General features: G+C 28.1%; 22 protein-coding genes, 2 tRNA genes and 1 pseudogene. 8 read left to right on the top strand and 17 right to left on the bottom strand.

From position 1 onward, the window contains the following. Positions 1-2: 2 nt before the first annotated feature. From FVE77_RS03465 to FVE77_RS03395, 15 genes are all read right to left on the bottom strand, one after another. Complete coding sequence (locus FVE77_RS03465) at positions 3-1,340, bottom strand: TrbI/VirB10 family protein (RefSeq protein ID WP_051254466.1); 1,338 nt, start codon at positions 1,338-1,340, stop codon at positions 3-5. An 18-nt stretch (positions 1,341-1,358) separates the two neighbouring features. Beyond that, entirely contained in the window at positions 1,359-2,183 is an 825-nt protein-coding gene (locus tag FVE77_RS03460) for a TrbG/VirB9 family P-type conjugative transfer protein (RefSeq protein WP_026745667.1), read from the bottom strand. A 17-nt stretch (positions 2,184-2,200) separates the two neighbouring features. After that, positions 2,201-2,908: a type IV secretion system protein gene (locus FVE77_RS03455; protein ID WP_026745666.1), complete on the bottom strand. Its 708-nt coding sequence runs from the start codon at positions 2,906-2,908 to the stop codon at positions 2,201-2,203. 2 nt (positions 2,909-2,910) lie between these two features. Further along, positions 2,911-3,276 carry a hypothetical protein gene (locus FVE77_RS03450; protein ID WP_026745665.1) on the bottom strand — a complete coding sequence of 122 codons (366 nt, stop codon included), beginning with the start codon at positions 3,274-3,276 and terminating at the stop codon, positions 2,911-2,913. Between the two features lie 690 nt (positions 3,277-3,966). Continuing rightward, positions 3,967-5,811 carry a MobA/MobL family protein gene (locus FVE77_RS03445; RefSeq protein ID WP_172966411.1) on the bottom strand — a complete coding sequence of 615 codons (1,845 nt, stop codon included), beginning with the start codon at positions 5,809-5,811 and terminating at the stop codon, positions 3,967-3,969. A 23-nt stretch (positions 5,812-5,834) separates the two neighbouring features. Continuing rightward, on the bottom strand, positions 5,835-6,239 hold the full coding sequence (locus FVE77_RS03440; protein WP_026745663.1) for a hypothetical protein: 405 nt from the start codon (positions 6,237-6,239) through the stop codon (positions 5,835-5,837). Positions 6,240-6,360: 121 nt separating this feature from the next. After that, positions 6,361-6,879, bottom strand: coding sequence for a hypothetical protein (locus FVE77_RS03435; RefSeq protein WP_026745662.1), 519 nt, complete (start codon positions 6,877-6,879; stop codon positions 6,361-6,363). 58 nt (positions 6,880-6,937) lie between these two features. Further along, positions 6,938-7,288, bottom strand: a complete 351-nt coding sequence (locus FVE77_RS03430) for a hypothetical protein (protein WP_026745661.1) — start codon at positions 7,286-7,288, stop codon at positions 6,938-6,940. Beyond that, the gene (locus tag FVE77_RS03425; protein WP_172966410.1) at positions 7,275-7,571 is read right to left on the bottom strand and encodes a hypothetical protein; all 297 of its coding nucleotides are present in this window, start codon (positions 7,569-7,571) and stop codon (positions 7,275-7,277) included. The genes FVE77_RS03430 and FVE77_RS03425 overlap by 14 nt, the downstream gene beginning before the upstream one ends. A 106-nt stretch (positions 7,572-7,677) precedes the next feature. Beyond that, complete coding sequence (locus FVE77_RS03420) at positions 7,678-8,289, bottom strand: hypothetical protein (RefSeq protein ID WP_026745659.1); 612 nt, start codon at positions 8,287-8,289, stop codon at positions 7,678-7,680. Between the two features lie 114 nt (positions 8,290-8,403). Next, positions 8,404-9,192 carry a ParA family protein gene (locus FVE77_RS03415; RefSeq protein ID WP_026745658.1) on the bottom strand — a complete coding sequence of 263 codons (789 nt, stop codon included), beginning with the start codon at positions 9,190-9,192 and terminating at the stop codon, positions 8,404-8,406. 128 nt (positions 9,193-9,320) lie between these two features. After that, positions 9,321-9,485 carry a helix-turn-helix domain-containing protein gene (locus FVE77_RS03410; protein ID WP_081690285.1) on the bottom strand — a complete coding sequence of 55 codons (165 nt, stop codon included), beginning with the start codon at positions 9,483-9,485 and terminating at the stop codon, positions 9,321-9,323. A gap of 2 nt (positions 9,486-9,487) precedes the next feature. Continuing rightward, positions 9,488-10,261, bottom strand: coding sequence for an ATP-binding protein (locus FVE77_RS03405; protein ID WP_081690284.1), 774 nt, complete (start codon positions 10,259-10,261; stop codon positions 9,488-9,490). After that, positions 10,182-10,949 carry a helix-turn-helix domain-containing protein gene (locus FVE77_RS03400; protein WP_026745656.1) on the bottom strand — a complete coding sequence of 256 codons (768 nt, stop codon included), beginning with the start codon at positions 10,947-10,949 and terminating at the stop codon, positions 10,182-10,184. The genes FVE77_RS03405 and FVE77_RS03400 overlap by 80 nt, the downstream gene beginning before the upstream one ends. A gap of 63 nt (positions 10,950-11,012) precedes the next feature. Beyond that, positions 11,013-11,213 (bottom strand): hypothetical protein, encoded by a 201-nt coding sequence (locus FVE77_RS03395; protein ID WP_026745655.1) that lies wholly within the window; start codon positions 11,211-11,213, stop codon positions 11,013-11,015. 251 nt (positions 11,214-11,464) lie between these two features. On the opposite strand from FVE77_RS03395, the gene FVE77_RS03390 reads away from it, so the two are divergent. The 6 genes and pseudogenes from FVE77_RS03390 to FVE77_RS13050 form a co-directional block, all read left to right on the top strand. After that, on the top strand, positions 11,465-11,857 hold the full coding sequence (locus FVE77_RS03390) for a helix-turn-helix domain-containing protein (RefSeq protein WP_051254465.1): 393 nt from the start codon (positions 11,465-11,467) through the stop codon (positions 11,855-11,857). A gap of 22 nt (positions 11,858-11,879) precedes the next feature. Beyond that, positions 11,880-12,212, top strand: coding sequence for a helix-turn-helix domain-containing protein (locus FVE77_RS03385; protein WP_026745653.1), 333 nt, complete (start codon positions 11,880-11,882; stop codon positions 12,210-12,212). Between the two features lie 492 nt (positions 12,213-12,704). Continuing rightward, entirely contained in the window at positions 12,705-13,166 is a 462-nt protein-coding gene (gene tnpA / locus FVE77_RS03380; protein WP_026745652.1) for an IS200/IS605 family transposase, read from the top strand. 124 nt (positions 13,167-13,290) lie between these two features. Beyond that, a complete protein-coding gene (locus FVE77_RS03375) occupies positions 13,291-14,037 on the top strand; it encodes a restriction endonuclease subunit S domain-containing protein (RefSeq protein WP_051254464.1) in 747 nt (248 codons plus the stop codon). A 112-nt stretch (positions 14,038-14,149) separates the two neighbouring features. After that, positions 14,150-14,260 carry a bacteriophage abortive infection AbiH family protein gene (locus FVE77_RS12805; RefSeq protein ID WP_232052951.1) on the top strand — a complete coding sequence of 37 codons (111 nt, stop codon included), beginning with the start codon at positions 14,150-14,152 and terminating at the stop codon, positions 14,258-14,260. Positions 14,261-14,539: 279 nt separating this feature from the next. Beyond that, a pseudogene (locus FVE77_RS13050) lies at positions 14,540-15,076 on the top strand (AbiH family protein); the annotation flags it as partial. Positions 15,077-15,327: 251 nt separating this feature from the next. Here FVE77_RS13050 and FVE77_RS03365 read toward each other — a convergent pair. Then, a tRNA-Leu gene (locus tag FVE77_RS03365) sits at positions 15,328-15,412 on the bottom strand. Positions 15,413-15,452: 40 nt separating this feature from the next. After that, positions 15,453-15,538: transfer RNA gene (locus FVE77_RS03360), tRNA-Leu, on the bottom strand. A gap of 190 nt (positions 15,539-15,728) precedes the next feature. On the opposite strand from FVE77_RS03360, the gene pfkB reads away from it, so the two are divergent. Together pfkB and FVE77_RS03350 are read left to right on the top strand one after the other, a co-directional pair. Beyond that, a complete protein-coding gene (gene pfkB / locus FVE77_RS03355) occupies positions 15,729-16,646 on the top strand; it encodes a 1-phosphofructokinase (protein ID WP_026745649.1) in 918 nt (305 codons plus the stop codon). Between the two features lie 135 nt (positions 16,647-16,781). After that, on the top strand, positions 16,782-18,737 hold the full coding sequence (locus FVE77_RS03350; RefSeq protein WP_026745648.1) for a PTS fructose transporter subunit IIABC: 1,956 nt from the start codon (positions 16,782-16,784) through the stop codon (positions 18,735-18,737). Positions 18,738-18,889: the final 152 nt, after the last annotated feature.

Below are 18,889 nucleotides of genomic sequence, written 5' to 3'. Positions count from 1 at the left end.
AATTATTTCCTGTATGGAGATAAAATTATATCCTTGCTTACAAAGATATTAAATTTTTTACCTCTTTTTATCTCAATTGTAGGCTGTCTATTCAAATCCTTTTCAACCATTCTTTCCCCAATGCTTCTAATATTCTGTGCCGCATCTGAAGCTCCTGTACCAATATTCACTCTTGACCTGCTACCAGCTTCAATATTTACATCAAGACTTTCAAGCGAGCCTGAAGCCATATTTATGGCAGAAGATAACAGCACACTTCTCATAAGTTTCCAGAAATGGTTGTTAGTTTTCCCTTTCAGTCCAGCATTACCCAGTAAATCCACTCCCTGCATATTATCAAGCACAAGTGTTGATCCATTTGGAAAAACCAGTCTTTGCCATATCAACAAAACCCTGTTCTGTCCATACGTTATACTGCTGTCATATTTTCCAACTATTTTTGTACCCATAGGAATTAAAATATACTTTCCAGTACGGTAGTCATAAACATTTTCTCTAACCTGAGCAATCACATCTCCTGGCAAATCAGAGTTGATTGCCGTTACAAGAACAGCTGGAATAAAGCTCCCTGTCTTTAACTCATATTTTCCTATTGCAGGATTTTTTAAATTAGTCGAATAGAAGCTGTCCTGCTTTTGCTTCAGGAATAAGGACTTTGACTTCTGTTTATTCTGATCTGTGTCATTTTCATTTTGCTGTTGCACATTCTGAGGAACTTGTTGCTGTTGTTGTTCCTGATACTGTTCTGTTGTTTGCGGAGTTTGTGTTGAAACTCCCTTATTAAATCCTATTGCAGATTTTCTCCACTCCTTGCTTTTTTCTTCCGAGACTGTTGAACTATTGGAATTTTTATCTTCTGAAATATCTGAAAACGATGATGAGCTTGAACCATAATTTGAATCAAGATTGTCGTTATTGTATTCTGAACCTAGCTGAGAATCATACTGTGATAAGCTAGGCGTTCCAGTTCCATCAGTAGTCGTATTTATATTTGCCACTCCATCCTGCGTTACATCTTCAGGAATTTGGGCATTTTGATTTTGAGTATCTACTGCATCCTTTATATCCAGTCCTGTTCCAGTTGATATTGATTCCATTTTTTCTTGTTCCTTCGGCTTCTCATTCTTTTTAGCCTGATTTGCAAAATATATGCTTACAAAAATTAAAGCCAAAATTATGCAGACTAGGATAGCAACTTTTTTCTTATCAAAAAATTCTTCTATTTTTATCTTTGAATTTTTTATCGTTCCTGTCCCCTCATCCTCAAGCGATATTTCCTCTTCCTTCTGTTCGGTAAAATCATCTTCAGAAGTTTCAAAATAGTCATTCTTATTTACCAATTAAGACACCCCCTTTTTCTATTTTTTCTGGTTATATATCTTCAACGTATTTTTTCCAAGCGTCATATATATTTCTTTTACAACATTGTTAATCATAACATTGCGTCCTTCAATTTTTATGTTAACTAAGGATAATTGGTTATCCAAACCTTTTACATAAAAAGCTGGCATTTCCTGCAAATTTGACTTTAATACTATGAATGTCTTTTCTCCGTTGTCAAACACTTGAACTGGAGAAAGCTTTGAGTTCTTGTTCCATGAATATCTGTAATTCAGTTTCATTAAGTCCGTTGTACCAATACTTTCCGTATTAGCCTCATATTCATCCATTAATATTTTTCTCTCATTTGGATATTGCCACTCAACTAAAGGATTATATTCTCCATTTGTGGATTCAATATTAATAAAGTAACTATGCTTGTCTGTAACTATATTTATGTTAGTCTTTATATCTTCTTCAAGCGGCTTTATGTATATATATGTCCTATTTTCTTTTCCACCTGTCGCCTCTTCAATCATCCAACGTTCTGTATCTCCACCAGCCTTAAATACCACTTTTTCATTTGGAGCAAGCCTTAAAGTTGTTAAATAGTCTGGCTTGGAATAGACTTCATATATGCTGTTTTCTGCATAATTAAATATAACGGCTGTCTTTTTAATTGCATCCTTTTTTCCACTTAATATTCCGTCATCATCAAATATTTTCTTACTATTCTTTACTACGTCTACTGTAATATTGTCTTTTGCATTTCCATCATTTGCAAAAACATTAACCGACATCAATATCAAAAGCAGCATTGATAATATTTTTCTATTAAATTTTTTTAACTTGTTCTTTGTCATACATCTCCCTCATTTTTCTAATTATTTTCTCTCGAAATTGTAAAATCCTTTATTATTATCCCCAATGGATTTTTAGCAACCAGTTCCTCATTTTTTTCATTCACATATTCCACAGTAAATACTCCAAGATAACTTGTATCCTGCATTTCCATTCCTGTTTCAGAAAACTGCTTTTCCTTCCATCTGACTTGATAAGTATTTGAAGTATTTGTAAGTTTGTTAGCTGAGACTATATTTACATTCGTTGTGATTTTATCTGCAAGCATTTGTATTGTTCCCGTTTCCTGAATCATCGCATCCAATTTTTTTTGTGAATTTTGTGTTAAGAAAAAAGAATTTTCCTTTAATTTATTATCATAATATGTCGTGTCCTTTGGAAGAGTTCTTACATCCAAAATAAATTTTGATATGAAATATTTTGTTTCCTTCTCCCCAACTTTTAAATTGGATTTTGTCAACACATTTACTTCCATTGGAGCTCCTGTCGTTTTATCAACCTGAACAAGAAATACCTTTATATTCGTTCTCAAAACAAAGAATACTAATGCTAAAATTAATATATGGTTGATAACTATGCTTATTCCTAATCCCTTTTTTAACTTTGCATTCGTTTCTGCAAGTTCAAACAAAGTTTCAGCCCTTTTTTCAAAACTTCCCTTTTCTCTTTTGACATCAGTCCTTAATTTAAAAATATCTCTTTTTCTATTTATTCTTTTTAAATCCAAGCCTATACTCCTTCCAAAAGAGCTGTATCAATCATAGTTCCGCCAAGTCCTTTTACTATATCCTCTGAACCAAAAATAAGTGCAAGTGCCAAAGCCACTCCTATTAATAGAGTTATTATTGCTGTCATGTTCGGATCAGTCAACATCTTGAATACTCCAAATCCTATGCACCCAATAGCCCCAAGTGAAAAAACTATTTTCAGTCCATTATTCATATTTGTAAGAAAAGTTACAAGTGTTGCAAATATTCCTGCATTTCCACTTGTAGTTGCCTGACTTATCACAGTTGTTACCAAAAACAAAATCATTAGACACAGCAATTGAAATTTTTTATTTAGCAATATATTTTTAAGTTTTATTTTTTTCATTATTTATCGTCCTCTCTTATACAAAAAAAGAGTCTGTACAAAATTTCAGAAATGTTTTTTCCGATAATTCTGCACTCAGACTCCTATATTTAAATTTATATATTTGTTTTTTATCATAATATTCTGGTTAAGGACTTCTAATATTTAAATCTAATTTCATTATTTTCACCTCGCTTTTGAACAAAAAAAGAGCCTATACAAAATCTTAGAAATGTTTTTTCCAATAATCCTGCATTTAGGCTCTCTATATTTAATTTTATACTACTTTATTTTATTCTTCTTTTAAAATGAGTTTAAGGAAAAGTCCTGTATCCTGCCTATACACCTCCTAAAACTAGGCTCTCATTTTTTACGCTGTTTTATTCTTGTGCTAATATTACCTCAATTTTTTCAAAAAGTCAAGCCCTTTTTTGAAAATTTTTTCCCCATAAACTTTCCCAAATTTTTCTAAATTTTGGAAAGCACGCTTACAAGTTTCTCAAATTTAAAAATTTTTAGAAACTTACCGTGATTTTTTTGCCACAAAAAATTGTGAAAAAATGACTTTCGTTTACACTCAAAAACTCACTTCGTTCGTGTTTAATTTCTAAGAAATTAATAATATTTATACCTTCAAAAACTTATTTTTACAAAAAAGGACAGCTTTTTACTGCCCTTAAATTTATTTATATTTACTCTCATTAAAACTTTTTACCTTTCCAACTCATCCAAAACTTCCATATCTTCCATTCTAAAATCACCACTTATACCTCCTAAATTTTTATCATAATTTGCACCGTTTAAACTTTTACTTTTCTTTTTCCTGTTCCATTTTTTTATGCTTCCTTGTCGTTTTTCAGACAATCTTTTTTTCTTATCCAATACTTTTATGGCTTCTATATTCTTTATAATTTTTTGAATTTTTTCCCTTTCCTGAACTTTGGAATTACCATTTTTTAAAAGTTCATCCTGTAATTTTTTTTGAATTTTTATTTCAATATTTTCTTTTCTTGCTTCATAATCTTCCTTTATTTTTACTTCCCTTTTTAACCAGTCCAAGTAATATTTTTGTTCACTTATATCCAAATTTTTGTTAAGTTCTTTTTGCAGCCCTTCTATTTTAATTTTACTTTCCGCAATATCTTTCTCCAATTTTGAAAATTCATAATTTGAATATTTATCTTTTATCAAAGTTTTCTGACTGACTACTTCCTCATTTTTATCTAACTCTTTTACTAATTTTTTTAGTTCTTTTTCAATTTTATTTATCTCTTTCAGTCCATCTTTTTCATAAATAAATTGCAAATGATTTATATCATACAGTCCTTTTTTTTCATCATTGTATTTAACGTTTTTCCCTTTTAAATTTTCATATATCGTATCTTTTTCATCTTCAAAATTTGCAATTTTTCTTAAATATTTTTCCCTAATATTTTCAACTCTTTTATCAAAAATATACTTCTTTTTCCAGTCGTTCTGAATTTCATTTCTTAAACTTTCTAAATTTTTTAAATTCTTTTCTTTTGTAATTTTTAAATATTTTATTCTATTTTTATCTTTTATATTTTTTAGTTCCTTGTCAATTTTTTTGTTCTCATTCAGAAATTTATAGTACTTTTTATCTGTCATCAAGTTGTACACAGTATTCTCAATTTTATCTTTTGACATTTTCTTTTTTATATCCCTTACACTTTCTTCTAACCCCCTCAGTCTTTCCAAATTTTCTAAATCTCCTATTTTATCCTTTTTTAAATTTTCATACTCTTTTTCCAGTTTTTTCAATTTTTCAAGTAATTTTTTCATTAAATCTGTTCCAGTTTTTAAAATTCTGCTTTTATTAAATATTCTCTTCTTAACTTTTTCCTTATCACTTAGTTCACTTTCTTTTCTATACAAAATTTTGCCGTCAATATTTATGGCTTCACGATTTAATTCATAAACTTTTTTATAATCATTATTATTTTCCGCATCCCTTTTCTGATCCTTTAACGATTTTGCACTTACTTTCTCAAGTCCTTTCTTTTCAAGTTCAAAATTTAAAAATGTTTCCCATTCTTTTCTTATACTTTTTAATGTACTTTTCTCATTCCATTTTTTATCTTTTCTCCAGCCACCTTTTTCTATATTTTTAGAATTATATCTCTTAAAATACTTATCCTTACCCCTTTTAATATCATCAATTTTTCTTTCAAAGAACATTATATGCACGTGTGGTTGCATATCTCCATCAAAACTTTTGGGATTGTGCATTGCATAATTATACACATATTCTTTTCCAAAAAGATTTTCACAAAAATTATCTACTATCTTTTTATTTTCTTCAGGAGTAAACTCTCTAGGCAATGAAATTTCAAGTTCCCTGTACAGATTAGAATTTTTTCTCTCATAAGTTTCTGCACATTTCCAAAAGTCTTTAATATCGCTAAACTCTTCAGGAAGATTCCTTACTTCCTTAAAAAGTAAATCCTCTTTTTTACCATATTTTTCATCTCTATTTATATAGTCTAAATGTGCAGTAGGCGGAATATATTTACTTCCTCTTTTACTTTTTTTCATTCTAAGATGAAATATTGCCACGATTATACCCCCATATTATTTTTTATAATCACATATTTTATATATTTATCATTTATGAAAAAATTTCTATCTAATAAAATATCACAATCTTTAAAGTTTATATCAGTATCTAAAATATTTTCAATTTTATACATCCATATTTCATCATTTCTATACAACTTCATATTATATTTTCCTATTTTATTATCACTTACCTTTATCATTTTCATAATTTTTACAAACTTTTCTTCACTTATATATTCCTTTATTTTTGCATCATTTATTTGATTATTTACTATTAATCCCACATTTCTCTTAAAAATATCTATTGTTTCATTTATCTTTTTTTTTGGTAAAGTTTTGTAAAAAAAACATATATGCTCCTTTCCTGTTGTTGTCCTTAATAATCTTATATCATATATTTTCATATATCCCTCCCAAATTATTTTTTAAATATCTAAACATTCCTTTTTCTCTTTCACTTTTTTAATCTTCTCATAATTACAAAAACTAACCATAACATACATTACGATTAGTTTAGATTTTATTTTATTCTGCTATACATTTTTTTGATTCAAAAATTCTTTTTAATTGCTCAAAATCATATTCACCATACTTTTCATTTTCTACTTCTAAAGTAATAACATTTCCTCCCCTCAAAAATAGTTCTATTTTAGTATCATACATTCCTTTTACTCCCCGATACATCATTGATTTTAATCCTTTCCTTAACTCTCCAATTCGCCTTATCCCTATTAACTCACTAGAAATAATTATCAAATCTTTTAAATGTATATTTCCATTTGCATATTTCACTCTTTCCTCTCTTAATTTTCCAGAAAAGTCAAATCCAGCTTCTGTTACAAATTTCTCATAACTTTTGTGCATTTCACTAAGCGATTTATATTTTTCCTGAATCACTTCCCCTGTAATTAATTTTATATTTAACTTAAATATTTTAAACGAAAACGGATTTCTTTCAATTTTTTCAATATTATTTACATCTATTATTCTATCATTAATTTCGATTTGTGTTTTATTATTTAATGTATTATTTATTATATTCATATATCATCATCCTTGTATATAATTTTTAATTTTCTCACACGTGAGAAAAATCATTAATTTATTTACAATATTCTCCAATTGTATAATTTCCCAGCTTATCTTCATCAACTTTATAAATATTTTTATTCTCAAGAACAACATAAAAATTTTCGCCGTCATTTTGACTATATATCTTCATAACTTTATTTGTCCTACATATATCTAAAATTTCCTGCTGTTGTTTTTCCTGAACATCTTTATTAACTTTGATTTTATTTTTTAAATTATTTTCTTGAAATTTTATTATACTCATAATAATTATGAAGGTTCCTAAAATTATTGATACCCTAACAAAATGTTTCATTTTTCTTCCTAATAATTTCTTTTTTTTCAAATTATAAACCCCATTATTTATATTAATTTTCTTCATCCAATACACTCTCCTCTTCCATTTTTTCTAAAATTTTTTCCAATTCTTTCAATGCCTCTAATCTTCTGCTGACATCTTCAACATATATTGACATAATTGTAAACCCAGTCAATAGCACTCCACTTAATATAATTGTACTTATATCTTTAATAAAAAATGAAATTGCAAACATAATAGCCAACATATATCCTAAAATCCTATCTATCAAACTTCCCATAACTTTCATAAAATCTTTCATTTTCTTATCCCATTTTCCTTCCTTAAATAATTTTGATTTTCTCACATGTGAGAAAAACCATTTAAATCAACTCATATTCATCAAAATAACACCCCCAGTAATTAACAATCATACTTTTATCCTTATTTTTATTGAATGTATCTTACTTTTATCAATCTTTTTCAAAATCATCATTCCTACCTTTCAATTTTTTAATTTCCATCTCCCATTTTTCAATATTTCTGTATGCTTTTTCAATTTTTTCACTTAATTTCTGTATTTTTTCATCAAAATTAATTTCTGTTTCTTCCTTGCCTTTTTTCTCTATTTCCTTAATCTTTTTAGCCGCTTCAACTGGATCTTCAAGAATTTCCACAATCTCCGCTTCTTCAAGTTTATCATTGTTTTTCTTTATATACTCCAATGTCCTAACACTTGCCTCCGCAATCGCAGGATTTCTATATTTTTCAAACTGTTCCCACCTATTAATTTCACGATAAACCATATTCTTATCAAGCCCTAATGAAGTAAACCAAGCTACAAATGTTCCTGTTCCGTGACTTGATAAAATTTCCTGAACTCTTTTTAATTTTCTTCCTATTTCAAGAGCCTTTTTTGCCATAAATTTTCCTATTTGCCGTATATCTTCTTCAGTTTGAGTTACTTCTCTTATAACCCTTTCATCAGTTATCTCATATTTATTAAAATCAAATTCGCTATGATAACTTTTTTCAACTTCCATTTTTCGATTTTTATTAATATTTAACAGTTCCTGTCTATCCATAATACCTCCTATCAAAAAAATTATAGACAATTCAAATAACTGTGATTCAATTTTTTACACAGTTATTAAATTGTCATTGTACTAGTGGTTTTCCCACATGTGAGAAAATCTTTCCTATCCTTCATTTATATAAATTTCATTATACAAAAATTCATTCACTAAATTTTTATAATCTATTGCCGCATTACTGCTCTTCTTAAAGCTAAATATATCTTTATGCTTTTCCATCGAATTTAATATATTTGCATCTTCTCTCACATAAATATCCGAATACATTTCTTTTAAAATCTCTTTCATTTCCATATGTGCCTTTTTAAAAACTTTTGTATTTTCCTTTACTTGTACAAAAAATATTTTATAAAGTTTAATTTTGGGATTGTCAATTTTTGCAATCTCCATCATTTCAAGCAAATCCCTAAGTCCATTCGTATCTATAAACGAAACTTTTGAAGGTGCAAAAACATAGTCTGTTACATTTAAAATTCCTTTGACTGTATTATTTACAGTCCCTTCTGTATCAATTACTATAAAGTCATATTCACTAAAGTTTTCAAAAAAATCTCTAAATATTTTCAGTTGCTCCTGTCCACTTTCATCTCCTTCCCTTTTAAAAAATTCATCAATTTGATTAAAATAAATATTGCTGATTACTACATCCACTTCATTTTTTTTATTTATATACTTTTCCTTATCAACCATTCCCAAACTATCATAGCACTCCTTTAACGCTTCAAAAACCGTATTATCATTTCTTATATCAAGATACGAAGCTATCGCTCCTCTTGGATCTGTATCAATTAATAAAACTCTTTTATCCTTATTTTTTAAGGCATATGCAATATTTATTGCACTTGTCGTCTTTCCTGCTCCACCTTTTGGGTTAATCACACTAATTATTTTCATATTATTTCCTCCTAATTTATTTAAATTTATCATTCAATTTAATTTATTATTAGCCTTTTTATAGTCTTTTTAACTTTCGTATGTTATTCTGTAATATTTACTTTTTATTCTTCGTAAAAAACTTAATATTATCCAAAGATTCTTTTTACTTCAGACTCTTTTATTTTATAACCTCCAAATAAAATCACTTTAACTTTTTTTCTTTTTATCAATTTATAAATATATTGTGGTGTACATCTACCATATTCAGCAACTTCTTTTACTGTATAAATTTTTTCTAGTTCTAAAGACATTATTATTTACCTCCATTCCAAAATTCCTTGAACAATTGATTCCCTATTTTATCTCTTCTGCTTTCCCATAAAAAATCTAAAATATATAATTTTTCACGAAATCTATCTATCAAAGCATCATTTCCTTGAGTATCCATAAAATTTGAAATTTGCTCTGATTCTAAATTTGTTGATATAATAATACATTTTTCTTTTTCATAGAAAAAATTAAATATTGAATATAACTTTGATTTTCCCCAAGTTTCAGATATATTTTCTTTTCCTAAATCATCTAATATTATTAAATCTGCTTCAAGCAGGTCCTTAAAAACTTGTTCTTCGGTTAAATTGTTAAAATTACTGAAAGTTGATTGAATCCTTTGATAAATTCCATTTAAAGTTGTTCTATAAACTTTAAAATCATTTTTTAGTAATTCATTAAAAACACATATACTATAAAAACTTTTTCCAGTTCCGACTTCTCCGCATAAATATAATCCCAACCCATTCTTTTGAGCTTCTTTAAAATGATTACAGTAGTACTCTAATCTTTGTTTAATTTTTTTTTCTTCTAACGATAAAATTTTAGCATTTTCAAAAGTTCTTTCCTTCCATTTAATTGGTAAACTTGAAATATTAAGAAAATATTTAATTTTTTCTTTTAGTTCATGTTTTTTTAGTTGTTTCGTTGCTTCTATGGCTTCTTTAATTTTATTATTAAAATCCATATTTCCTTTTTGTTGTTGATTTTGTAACTGTTCTATTTTTTTGTTTATTAATTGATTTAAATCCATCATAATAACCTCCTTCCAGTATTTTTATAAATTTTTCCTCATTTAAAAAGTCATCAAATGTTATTTTCCAATTTGATTTATCAGTTCTTCCAAGTAAAAAGTTTATATTTTTTATTTTAAACATCGTTTCTAAAATTTCCTCTTGAGTATATTTCTCAAGTAGTTCAGATAATTTTTTCTTCCTATTCTCTGTAAAAGATTTTATTAAACTTAATTCACATTCTTTTGCTAATTTGTTCCATTTTTCCATAAAGAGAAGAGAATCTATATTATCTAATAGATTATTATCTATAGTATCCTCTTTATTATTCTGTAAACTTTGTTTACTATCCTTATCACTTTTGTTTACATCCCTCTGTAACCTTTGTTTACCATCCCTATCAACTTTATTTACACCCTGTAAATATTCTACATTTATATCTAGTGTTCTATACCTACAAAATTTTACATTATTAATATAAACTTCTTTTTTTTCTAATAAGTTTTTCTTAATTAAACTTTCAATATTTTTCATTATTCCTTGTCTAGTTGAATTACACCAATCGGCTAAGTATCTATGACTACCTGTAAATTGCTGATTATTTTGAGAAAATCCATATATAATAGCATATATTAATAATTCATTTCCTTTTAATTTCAGTTCTGCAATCATCCAACCTTGAATAACTAAATAATTTTCATTTTTTACCATGATATTAGATCCCTTATATTTTTATATTTTGTTGCATTTTGGCACAAAAAATTATAAAAAAAATTATTCTATAAAAATTTCGATAAATTCCCTATCAGATAATTTATAATCTTGTCTTATAAAATTCATTTCACTTATTTTAAATGAATTAAAACCGTTAATTTTATTAGAAATCGAACCTTTAGTTATTTTCAATTTACGTGCTAAACTTTGATTATTATCATCATTTAAAGCCATTTTTGAACGTAATAATTTTTTATTCATTTTATCACTTCCTACATTTTATTTATTGTTCCCTTTTGGCAATTTAATTATATCATATATTTAAAATTTGTCAACAATTTTTTTATAATTGTTTACTTTTTGTGTATAATATAGTAAAATTATAATAAGAGTGGTTACTTATATAGTAGAGTATATAAAAATTTATAGCTTAAAAAGATTTTTTTTGAGTTTTTATTTTGCATTTTAAGAAAAATAAAGTATAATTGTATTGTTAAAGAGGAGCATATGTAATGGAAAAAAATGTTAATTCTAAAAATCGTAAACTTACAATAGCGAATAATTTAAAATTATTTAGAAAAAAATATAAATTTAGTCTAGAAGAAGTTTCTGAAAAATTAAAACAATATTCAACTTCGGTTTCTGCAACAACTTTACAAAGATATGAAAGTGGTGAAATATCTCGTATTCCTGTTGACAGAATTGTAGCTTTATCAAAAATATACAAAATAAACCCAGAGTACTTAATGGGATTCAAAACAGAAAATATTTTGTCTAAAGAAAGATTAATTAATGATAATATAGCTTTTTTTAATTCTGATAAAATTGATGATAAAGAGAAAGAAGAACTTTTTAATACAATACAAGAATTTTATTTCAAGCAAAAATTTAAAATAAAAAAATAGTTTAGGGAGAAATGCTTTTAACATGAAATATAAAAATAGATTGAGAATTTTAAGAGAAAAGTTTGGATATTCTCAAGATGAAGTAGCAAATAAATTAGGAGTTTTTCGTTCAACTATTTCAAGATATGAAAATGGTGAACGTAAGATTAACGGAGAAAGTCTTATTAAACTAGCCAAATTGTTTAATGTAACACCTGAGTATATTTTAAGTACAGAGGAGAAAGAAACTATAATTTCTAAAGATATATTAGAAAAAAATAATATGGCATTTTTTGGATCTGATGATATTTCTGATGAAGATAAAAAAGAAATACTAGATAAATTAAATGAATTTTATTATAAAAATAAAAAGTAGTTTTTTACATACAAAATTTCTAAAAAAGTATAAATATAACAAAATTTAAAAAAATATTTTTCCAACATTTTTCCAACATTTTGATTTTGGTTTAAAATAAATAATAAGATTTTTTAAAAATATATATATTTATAAAATACCCCTACCCTTAGTAAAAATAACGGTTTAATAAGGATAAGGATATTTCATTTATTTAGTGTATCAATATAGAAAAATGTCTTGAGGGGGTAGTGGCAGTAGCCGTATGAGTTCAAGTCCCATCATTCGCACCAAATGCTTAAAATAAAAGCGTTATATAGATTTTAAAGAAAATAAAAATAGGTTCAAAAGAACCTATTTTTTTATTATTGACTTTAGTCAGTTGAGTACGCAAAGCGTGCGAAACATAAAACCACCCGCTATGCGGGTGCGGAAACGTAAGTTTGCAACAAAATACACCTTCCATTATAATAGAGTTGTTCAAGCTACTATTAATGAAAGGAAGGTGTTTATATGGCTAATAAAACTAATAGCCTGTCTCATACTAAATGGATGTGTAAGTATCATATAGTATTTACACCTAAGTATAGACGAAAAATTATATATAGTCAATACAGAAAAAGTGTGGGAGAAATTTTAAGAAGATTATGTGAATATAAAGGAGTTGAAATAATAGAAGGACATCTGATGAAAGATCACGTGCATATGCTGGTAAGCATACCACCAAAAATAAGTGTATCAAGTTTTATGGGATATCTGAAAGGAAAAAGTGCATTGATGATGTTTGATAAGCATGCAAACTTAAAATATAAATTTGGAAACAGACATTTCTGGTCAGAAGGATATTATGTAAGTACAGTAGGCTTAAATGAAGCGACAATAAAAAAATATATAGCCGAACAGGAGAAACATGATATAGCGATGGACAAGTTAAGTGTAAAGGAATATGAAGACCCTTTTAAGGGTAGCAAGTAGTACGGATACCTCTTTAAGAGGTAGCAACGAGTCAAATACAACAGTAGCTTGAACGAAGGTCAAGTATCGTCTTTAGACGAAGTAGGAGACCCGACGGCTTATAGCCGTAGAGCAAGCCACCCTTTTGAAGGGTGGTCTTGACTATGATTATTGTACATTTGAACAACTAAAAGCAATAAATAATCAGAATAATAAATTTGAAACTTTTGCTAATAATAGAGATTTAAGATTTAGTTCAAAGTTTCATAGAGATAGTGGTAAGTTTGTAATGAATGAATTAACAAAAACAGATTATAAGAAACTTAAGAACTTTATAAGTGAGCCAATAGTATTAGGGGCAAGTATATCACCCTCAGATTTTGATGAGAATGGGAGTGCCTATTTTCTTTCTATGGCTACAATAAAATCATTAGAAGTAGAGTTAGATGATACGCAATTAGTGTCTGACAATTATTATGCTGAAAAGAAGCAGGACAAGTCAATAAAAATAAATGACATCATAATTGCGAGATCAGGAGTTGCAATAGGCAAAACCGCAATAGTCTTAAATGAATTTGATGGTATTTTTGCTGATTTTACAATGAGAATAAGAATGAATGCTCAACATTGTATACCGATGTTTGCCTACTATTATTTCCGAAGCAAATATTTCCAATACTTGATTGAAGTAAATAAAAAAGGGGTGCAAAATCAAAATATATTCCCATCAATGATACGAGAATTTCCGATTCCAAACATTTCATTGACTGAGCAAGCTATAATTGTAAAACAAATTCAAGAAAAAATTGACAAACAAAATGAAATTGACAATAGAATAGAAAAAATACAAAAGACTGTTATGGAGATTGTTGAAAAAAGTATAAATTTATAGAAGTTTTAGCGACCAGGAGTAAAATCTTAGTCGCTTTTTTATTTCAAAAAAATGAAAGGAGATAATTTTTAATTAATTTGATTTAAAAAATGAAAATGTAAAAGGAGAATTTATGAAAAGGTTATATATACTAGAAAATAGTTTTGATTTATACATGGGAATGAAAACAAGTTATAATGATTTTTTTGAAAATGGAGGTTATTCTTCGATAAAAAAAAATTAATATCAAAAATGAAATATAGGTGTTATTAATCAGGCGTACTGAAAATATTTTTGATTTAAAATTAGAAATAGAAAAAGTAAGTGAAAAAATATTTAGATTAATAGATGGAAAAATCAATAATTTATTTTTATTATACTTAGTAATATCTAATAATGAACTAATATATTGGCAAAATGTTGAAAAATAAATAAAACCATATATAAAATGTGCAAAAGAATCTTTAACAAATATTGAAATGTCAATAGAAGAAGAACGGATAATAAAAGATCCAAGCGTGAAGAAATCAAAGGTAATTATGAAGAAATTGAAAAGATATTAAAAAAACTTATTTTAAAAAAATTTATTATAAGTAAATGTGACAAAAATGATAAAAATATAATATTAAGAGAGTTAAATAAATTTGAAAAAGAATTTGGTCAATATATTAAAAATTTAGATAATCCATTACAAGTAGATGACTTAGATATTGTGACTAAAAAAATAAAAAATGTCTTTAATAAAATACAAGATAAGTTAAAAGAAAGCGGTATAAATGCAATAACTTTTAATTATACAGATTATTTGAAAGATTATTTTGAAGTATTTGTAAATATCCATGGGACAACAGAAAATCCCATTTTTGGAATAGATTCTAAAGAAGCAGAAGAAGATCAGCAATATATTTATTTTACTAAAACATCTAGAGTTCTTGAAGCTAATATCGAAAAAAAAGAAGTTGCTTCTCCTTTAACATATATACTATATACAGGGGAAATTGTGTTTTTTGGACATTCCTTAGCAGAAGCAAGATTATTCATATTTTCAAAGCATTTTTGATTATTATGATATTTATAATAATACGATAAACCTAAAATTTTTGTATTATGATTATTCAGTTGATAGCAAAGAAAAAATGCATGCATCAGTGATGAATTTAATCAATACTTATGATAAGACCTTAAGCCTATTCAAATTTTATTAACATAATTTTGAAAAAGGCTCAAAATAAATTCTGTACAGGAAATATCTATACAAAAGAGCAATATCAATAAAAAATGAAATAAATAGATATGATTGAAGTTATTTAATGGTGCGAGTGACGGGAGTCGAACCCGTACGGCTACTGCCACTACCCTCTGAAAATAGCATGTCTACCAATTCCATCACACTCGCAAAATTTAATAATGAACTGTAACAAAATAAAAATAAAAGATGGTGCGAATGATGGGATTTGAACCCATACGGCTAAAAGCCACTACCCCCTCAAGATAGCGTGTCTACCATTCCACCTACACTCGCATAATTTTTTATTCTATTTTATTATATATTAAAAATTCATTTACTTTTTTCAATAATTAAACTTATTATACATAGAAATTTCTAAATTGTCAATCAGAAAAAATAGACGATTAGTTAATTTATTTGACATTTTAAGTCTCAAATGATATAAATAAATGGGAAATAATGTTTAATTTTAAGGAGGAAAATTATGATTTACACATTGACACTGAATCCAGCGTTGGATTATGACATGTATCTGAAAAATGACTTACAGGCTGAACATCTGAATCTTGCCCATGAAGTCAATTACAGAGCTGGTGGAAAAGGAATTAATGTTTCAAAAGTATTGAAAAATCTGGATGTGGAATCTACAGCAATTGGCTTTGTAGCTGGATTTGTTGGAGATTTTATTATTAGAGATTTGCAAAAAGATAACATTAAATCTGAATTTGTAGAACTTGAAGGAAATACTAGAATTAATGTAAAAGTTAATGGTAACGACAAAGAAACAGAACTTACGGGAGTTTCACCAGAAATTACATCTGAAAAATTGCAGGAACTGACTAATAAAATTTCTGATTTGAAAGATGGAGATATTCTTGTACTTTCAGGAAGCATCCCTGCTTCAGTTAGCAGTAAAATTTACAAAGAATTATCCGAAAATGTAAAAGCCAATGTGGAAATTGTTCTTGACACAAGAGGAAACTTACTGCAGGACAATATTCATAACAACCTTTTTGTAAAACCAAATATTCACGAACTAAGGGAAATGTTTAATGAAAAATTGGAAACAAAAGCTGAAATTGTCGAAAAATGTAAATTCTTTTTGGACAAAGGTGTAAAAAATGTTATTCTTTCCAGAGGTGGCGAAGGCGCATTGCTTGTAAACAAAGACTTTGTACTGGAAGCATCAGTTCCAAAAGGACAGCTAATTAATTCAATCGGAGCGGGAGACTCTATGGTTGCAGGATTTATTGCCGGATTTGTAAAAGGGCTTTCTCCAGAAGATTCATTTAGGCTGGCAGTCGCTTCGGGAAGTGCGACAGCTTATTCTTACGGACTTGCAGAAAAAGATTTAGTAAATAAATTATACAGCGAAATTGAAATTACAAAAGAAACTTTCTAAAATAAACTTAAATTAATAAAAATCAAATTTCAATTTGAGTAAAATAATGATTTTTGAATCGAATTTTAAAGTGGTTTTATTATGTTAAATATAAAAATAAATTTAAAAAATAAAATTAATAAGGATGGTATAAATATGAAAATATCAGATTTACTGATTAAAGATAGAATAAATCTGGATGTAAAATCTACAAATAAAGTAGACATTATAAAAGAACTTGCAAAATTGCATGAAAAAACAGGTGTCTTAAATGACTATGACGGCTATGTCAAGGCATTGATGGCAAGAGAGGAACAAAGTTCAACTGGAATTGGGGAAGGAATTGCGATTCCACATGCGAAAACAGAATTTGTAAAAGAACCTGCACTTGCTATGGGTAGAAAACCTGAAGGGATCGACTACGACTCATTAGATGGAGAGCCTGCGACACTTTTCTTTATGATTGCGGCTCCAGATGGTGCGAATAACACTCATATCGAAACGCTTGCAAGATTATCACAGTTATTGCTAGATGACGATTTTAAAGCGGCACTAGAAAATGCAAAAACTGCTGACGAAGTATTGGATATTATTAACAAGGCTGAAGCAGAAAAATTTGCAGAGGAAGAAAAGAAAGAAGAAGTACCTGCACATACGTCATCTGATGAAAATGCTCCTTACATAATCGCGGCAACAGCCTGCCCAACAGGAATTGCCCACACTTATATGGCGGCAGAAGCACTTAAAAAAGCAGCTGATGAAATGGGAGTAAACATAAAAGTTGAAACAAACGGTGCTGATGGAAGAAAAAATGTCTTAACTGATGAAGATATAAAAAAAGCAACTGGTGTAATTTTAGCAATTAACAGAAATATTGAAGTTAACAGATTTGACGGTAAACCATTAATTCAAGTGGAGGCAAAGGAAGGTATTAACAACGCAAAAGCATTAATTCAACAAGTTTTAGATGGAAAAGCCCCTGTTTTCCATGCAAGCGGTTCTTCTACAGCTTCTTCTGAAGAATCTTCGTCTGAGAAAAAAGGACTTTACAAACACTTATTAAGCGGAGTTTCTTATATGCTTCCATTAGTAATAAGTGGAGGTATCTTGATTGCGTTGGCATTTTTGGTTGATACCTTGGCAGGAAAAGGAAATGCAGAAAGTCTTGCTAAATCTGTAAATACTGATGACCCTAGACAGATTTACGGTTCAATTACAACATTAGCATATATACTGAAAGTTCAAATTGGAGGCGTTGCATTTGATTTATTTATACCTGTTCTAGGAGGATATATAGCATACAGCATAAGTGAAAGAGCAGGGCTTACAGCAGGATTAGTTGCAGGAGCAATGGCAAAAGCTGGAGGTTCAGGTTTCTTAGGAGCGTTAGCTGGAGGGTTCTTAGCTGGTTATGTAGTTAAATTTTTAGTAAAAGCATTAGCAAACTTGCCAAAATCATTAAACGGATTAAAAATGATCTTGTTTTATCCTGTTTTATCTGTTTTAATGACAGGTCTAGGTATGGTTTTAGTATTAAATCCGATAGTTTCAATAATAAATACAGGATTAAATAACTGGCTTACTTCAATGAGTGGAGCAAGCGCGGCATTGCTAGGATTGATTTTAGGCGGAATGATGGCAATAGATATGGGAGGTCCTGTAAATAAAGCAGCTTATGTATTTGGTGTAGGCTCTCTGGCAGCAACATTGTCTTCTGGCGGAAGTATTCCAATGGCAGCAGTTATGGCTGGAGGAATGGTGCCACCTATCGCAATTGCATTAGCATCGACATTATTTAAAAATAAATTTACTGAGCAGGAAAGAGAAGCTGGACTGTCAAATTATGTAATGGGATTATCATTTATTACAGAAGGTGCGATTCCTTATGCGGCGGCAGATCCGAAAACAATTATTCCAGCAAGTGTTGTAGGTTCAGCAATTGCAGGAGGATTAACAGGTTTATTCAACATAAAAATACCTGCTCCACATGGTGGAATTTTAGTAATGGTATTAAGCAATAACTTCTTATTGTACTTAGTAGCAGTTATTATTGGAAGTATCGTTTCAGCTCTTATATTAGGAGCATTAAAGCCTGTTATAAAAAAAGACTAAAATTTAAATATATTTTATAATAAATAACAAAAAACCGTCTTATTTGATTAATTCATTTAAAACGGTTTTTCTATTTTAAGTAATAATAATTTTAAAACTAATTTTAATAATTATAGCTAATCTGCTCAATTTCAAATTTGTTTAATTTTTCT

The organism is Leptotrichia hofstadii, from assembly GCF_007990525.1.
GTDB lineage: Bacteria > Fusobacteriota > Fusobacteriia > Fusobacteriales > Leptotrichiaceae > Leptotrichia > Leptotrichia hofstadii.
The sequence above is the reverse complement of the archived record's forward strand: the minus strand, read 5'-3'. Positions and strand labels throughout refer to the sequence as shown.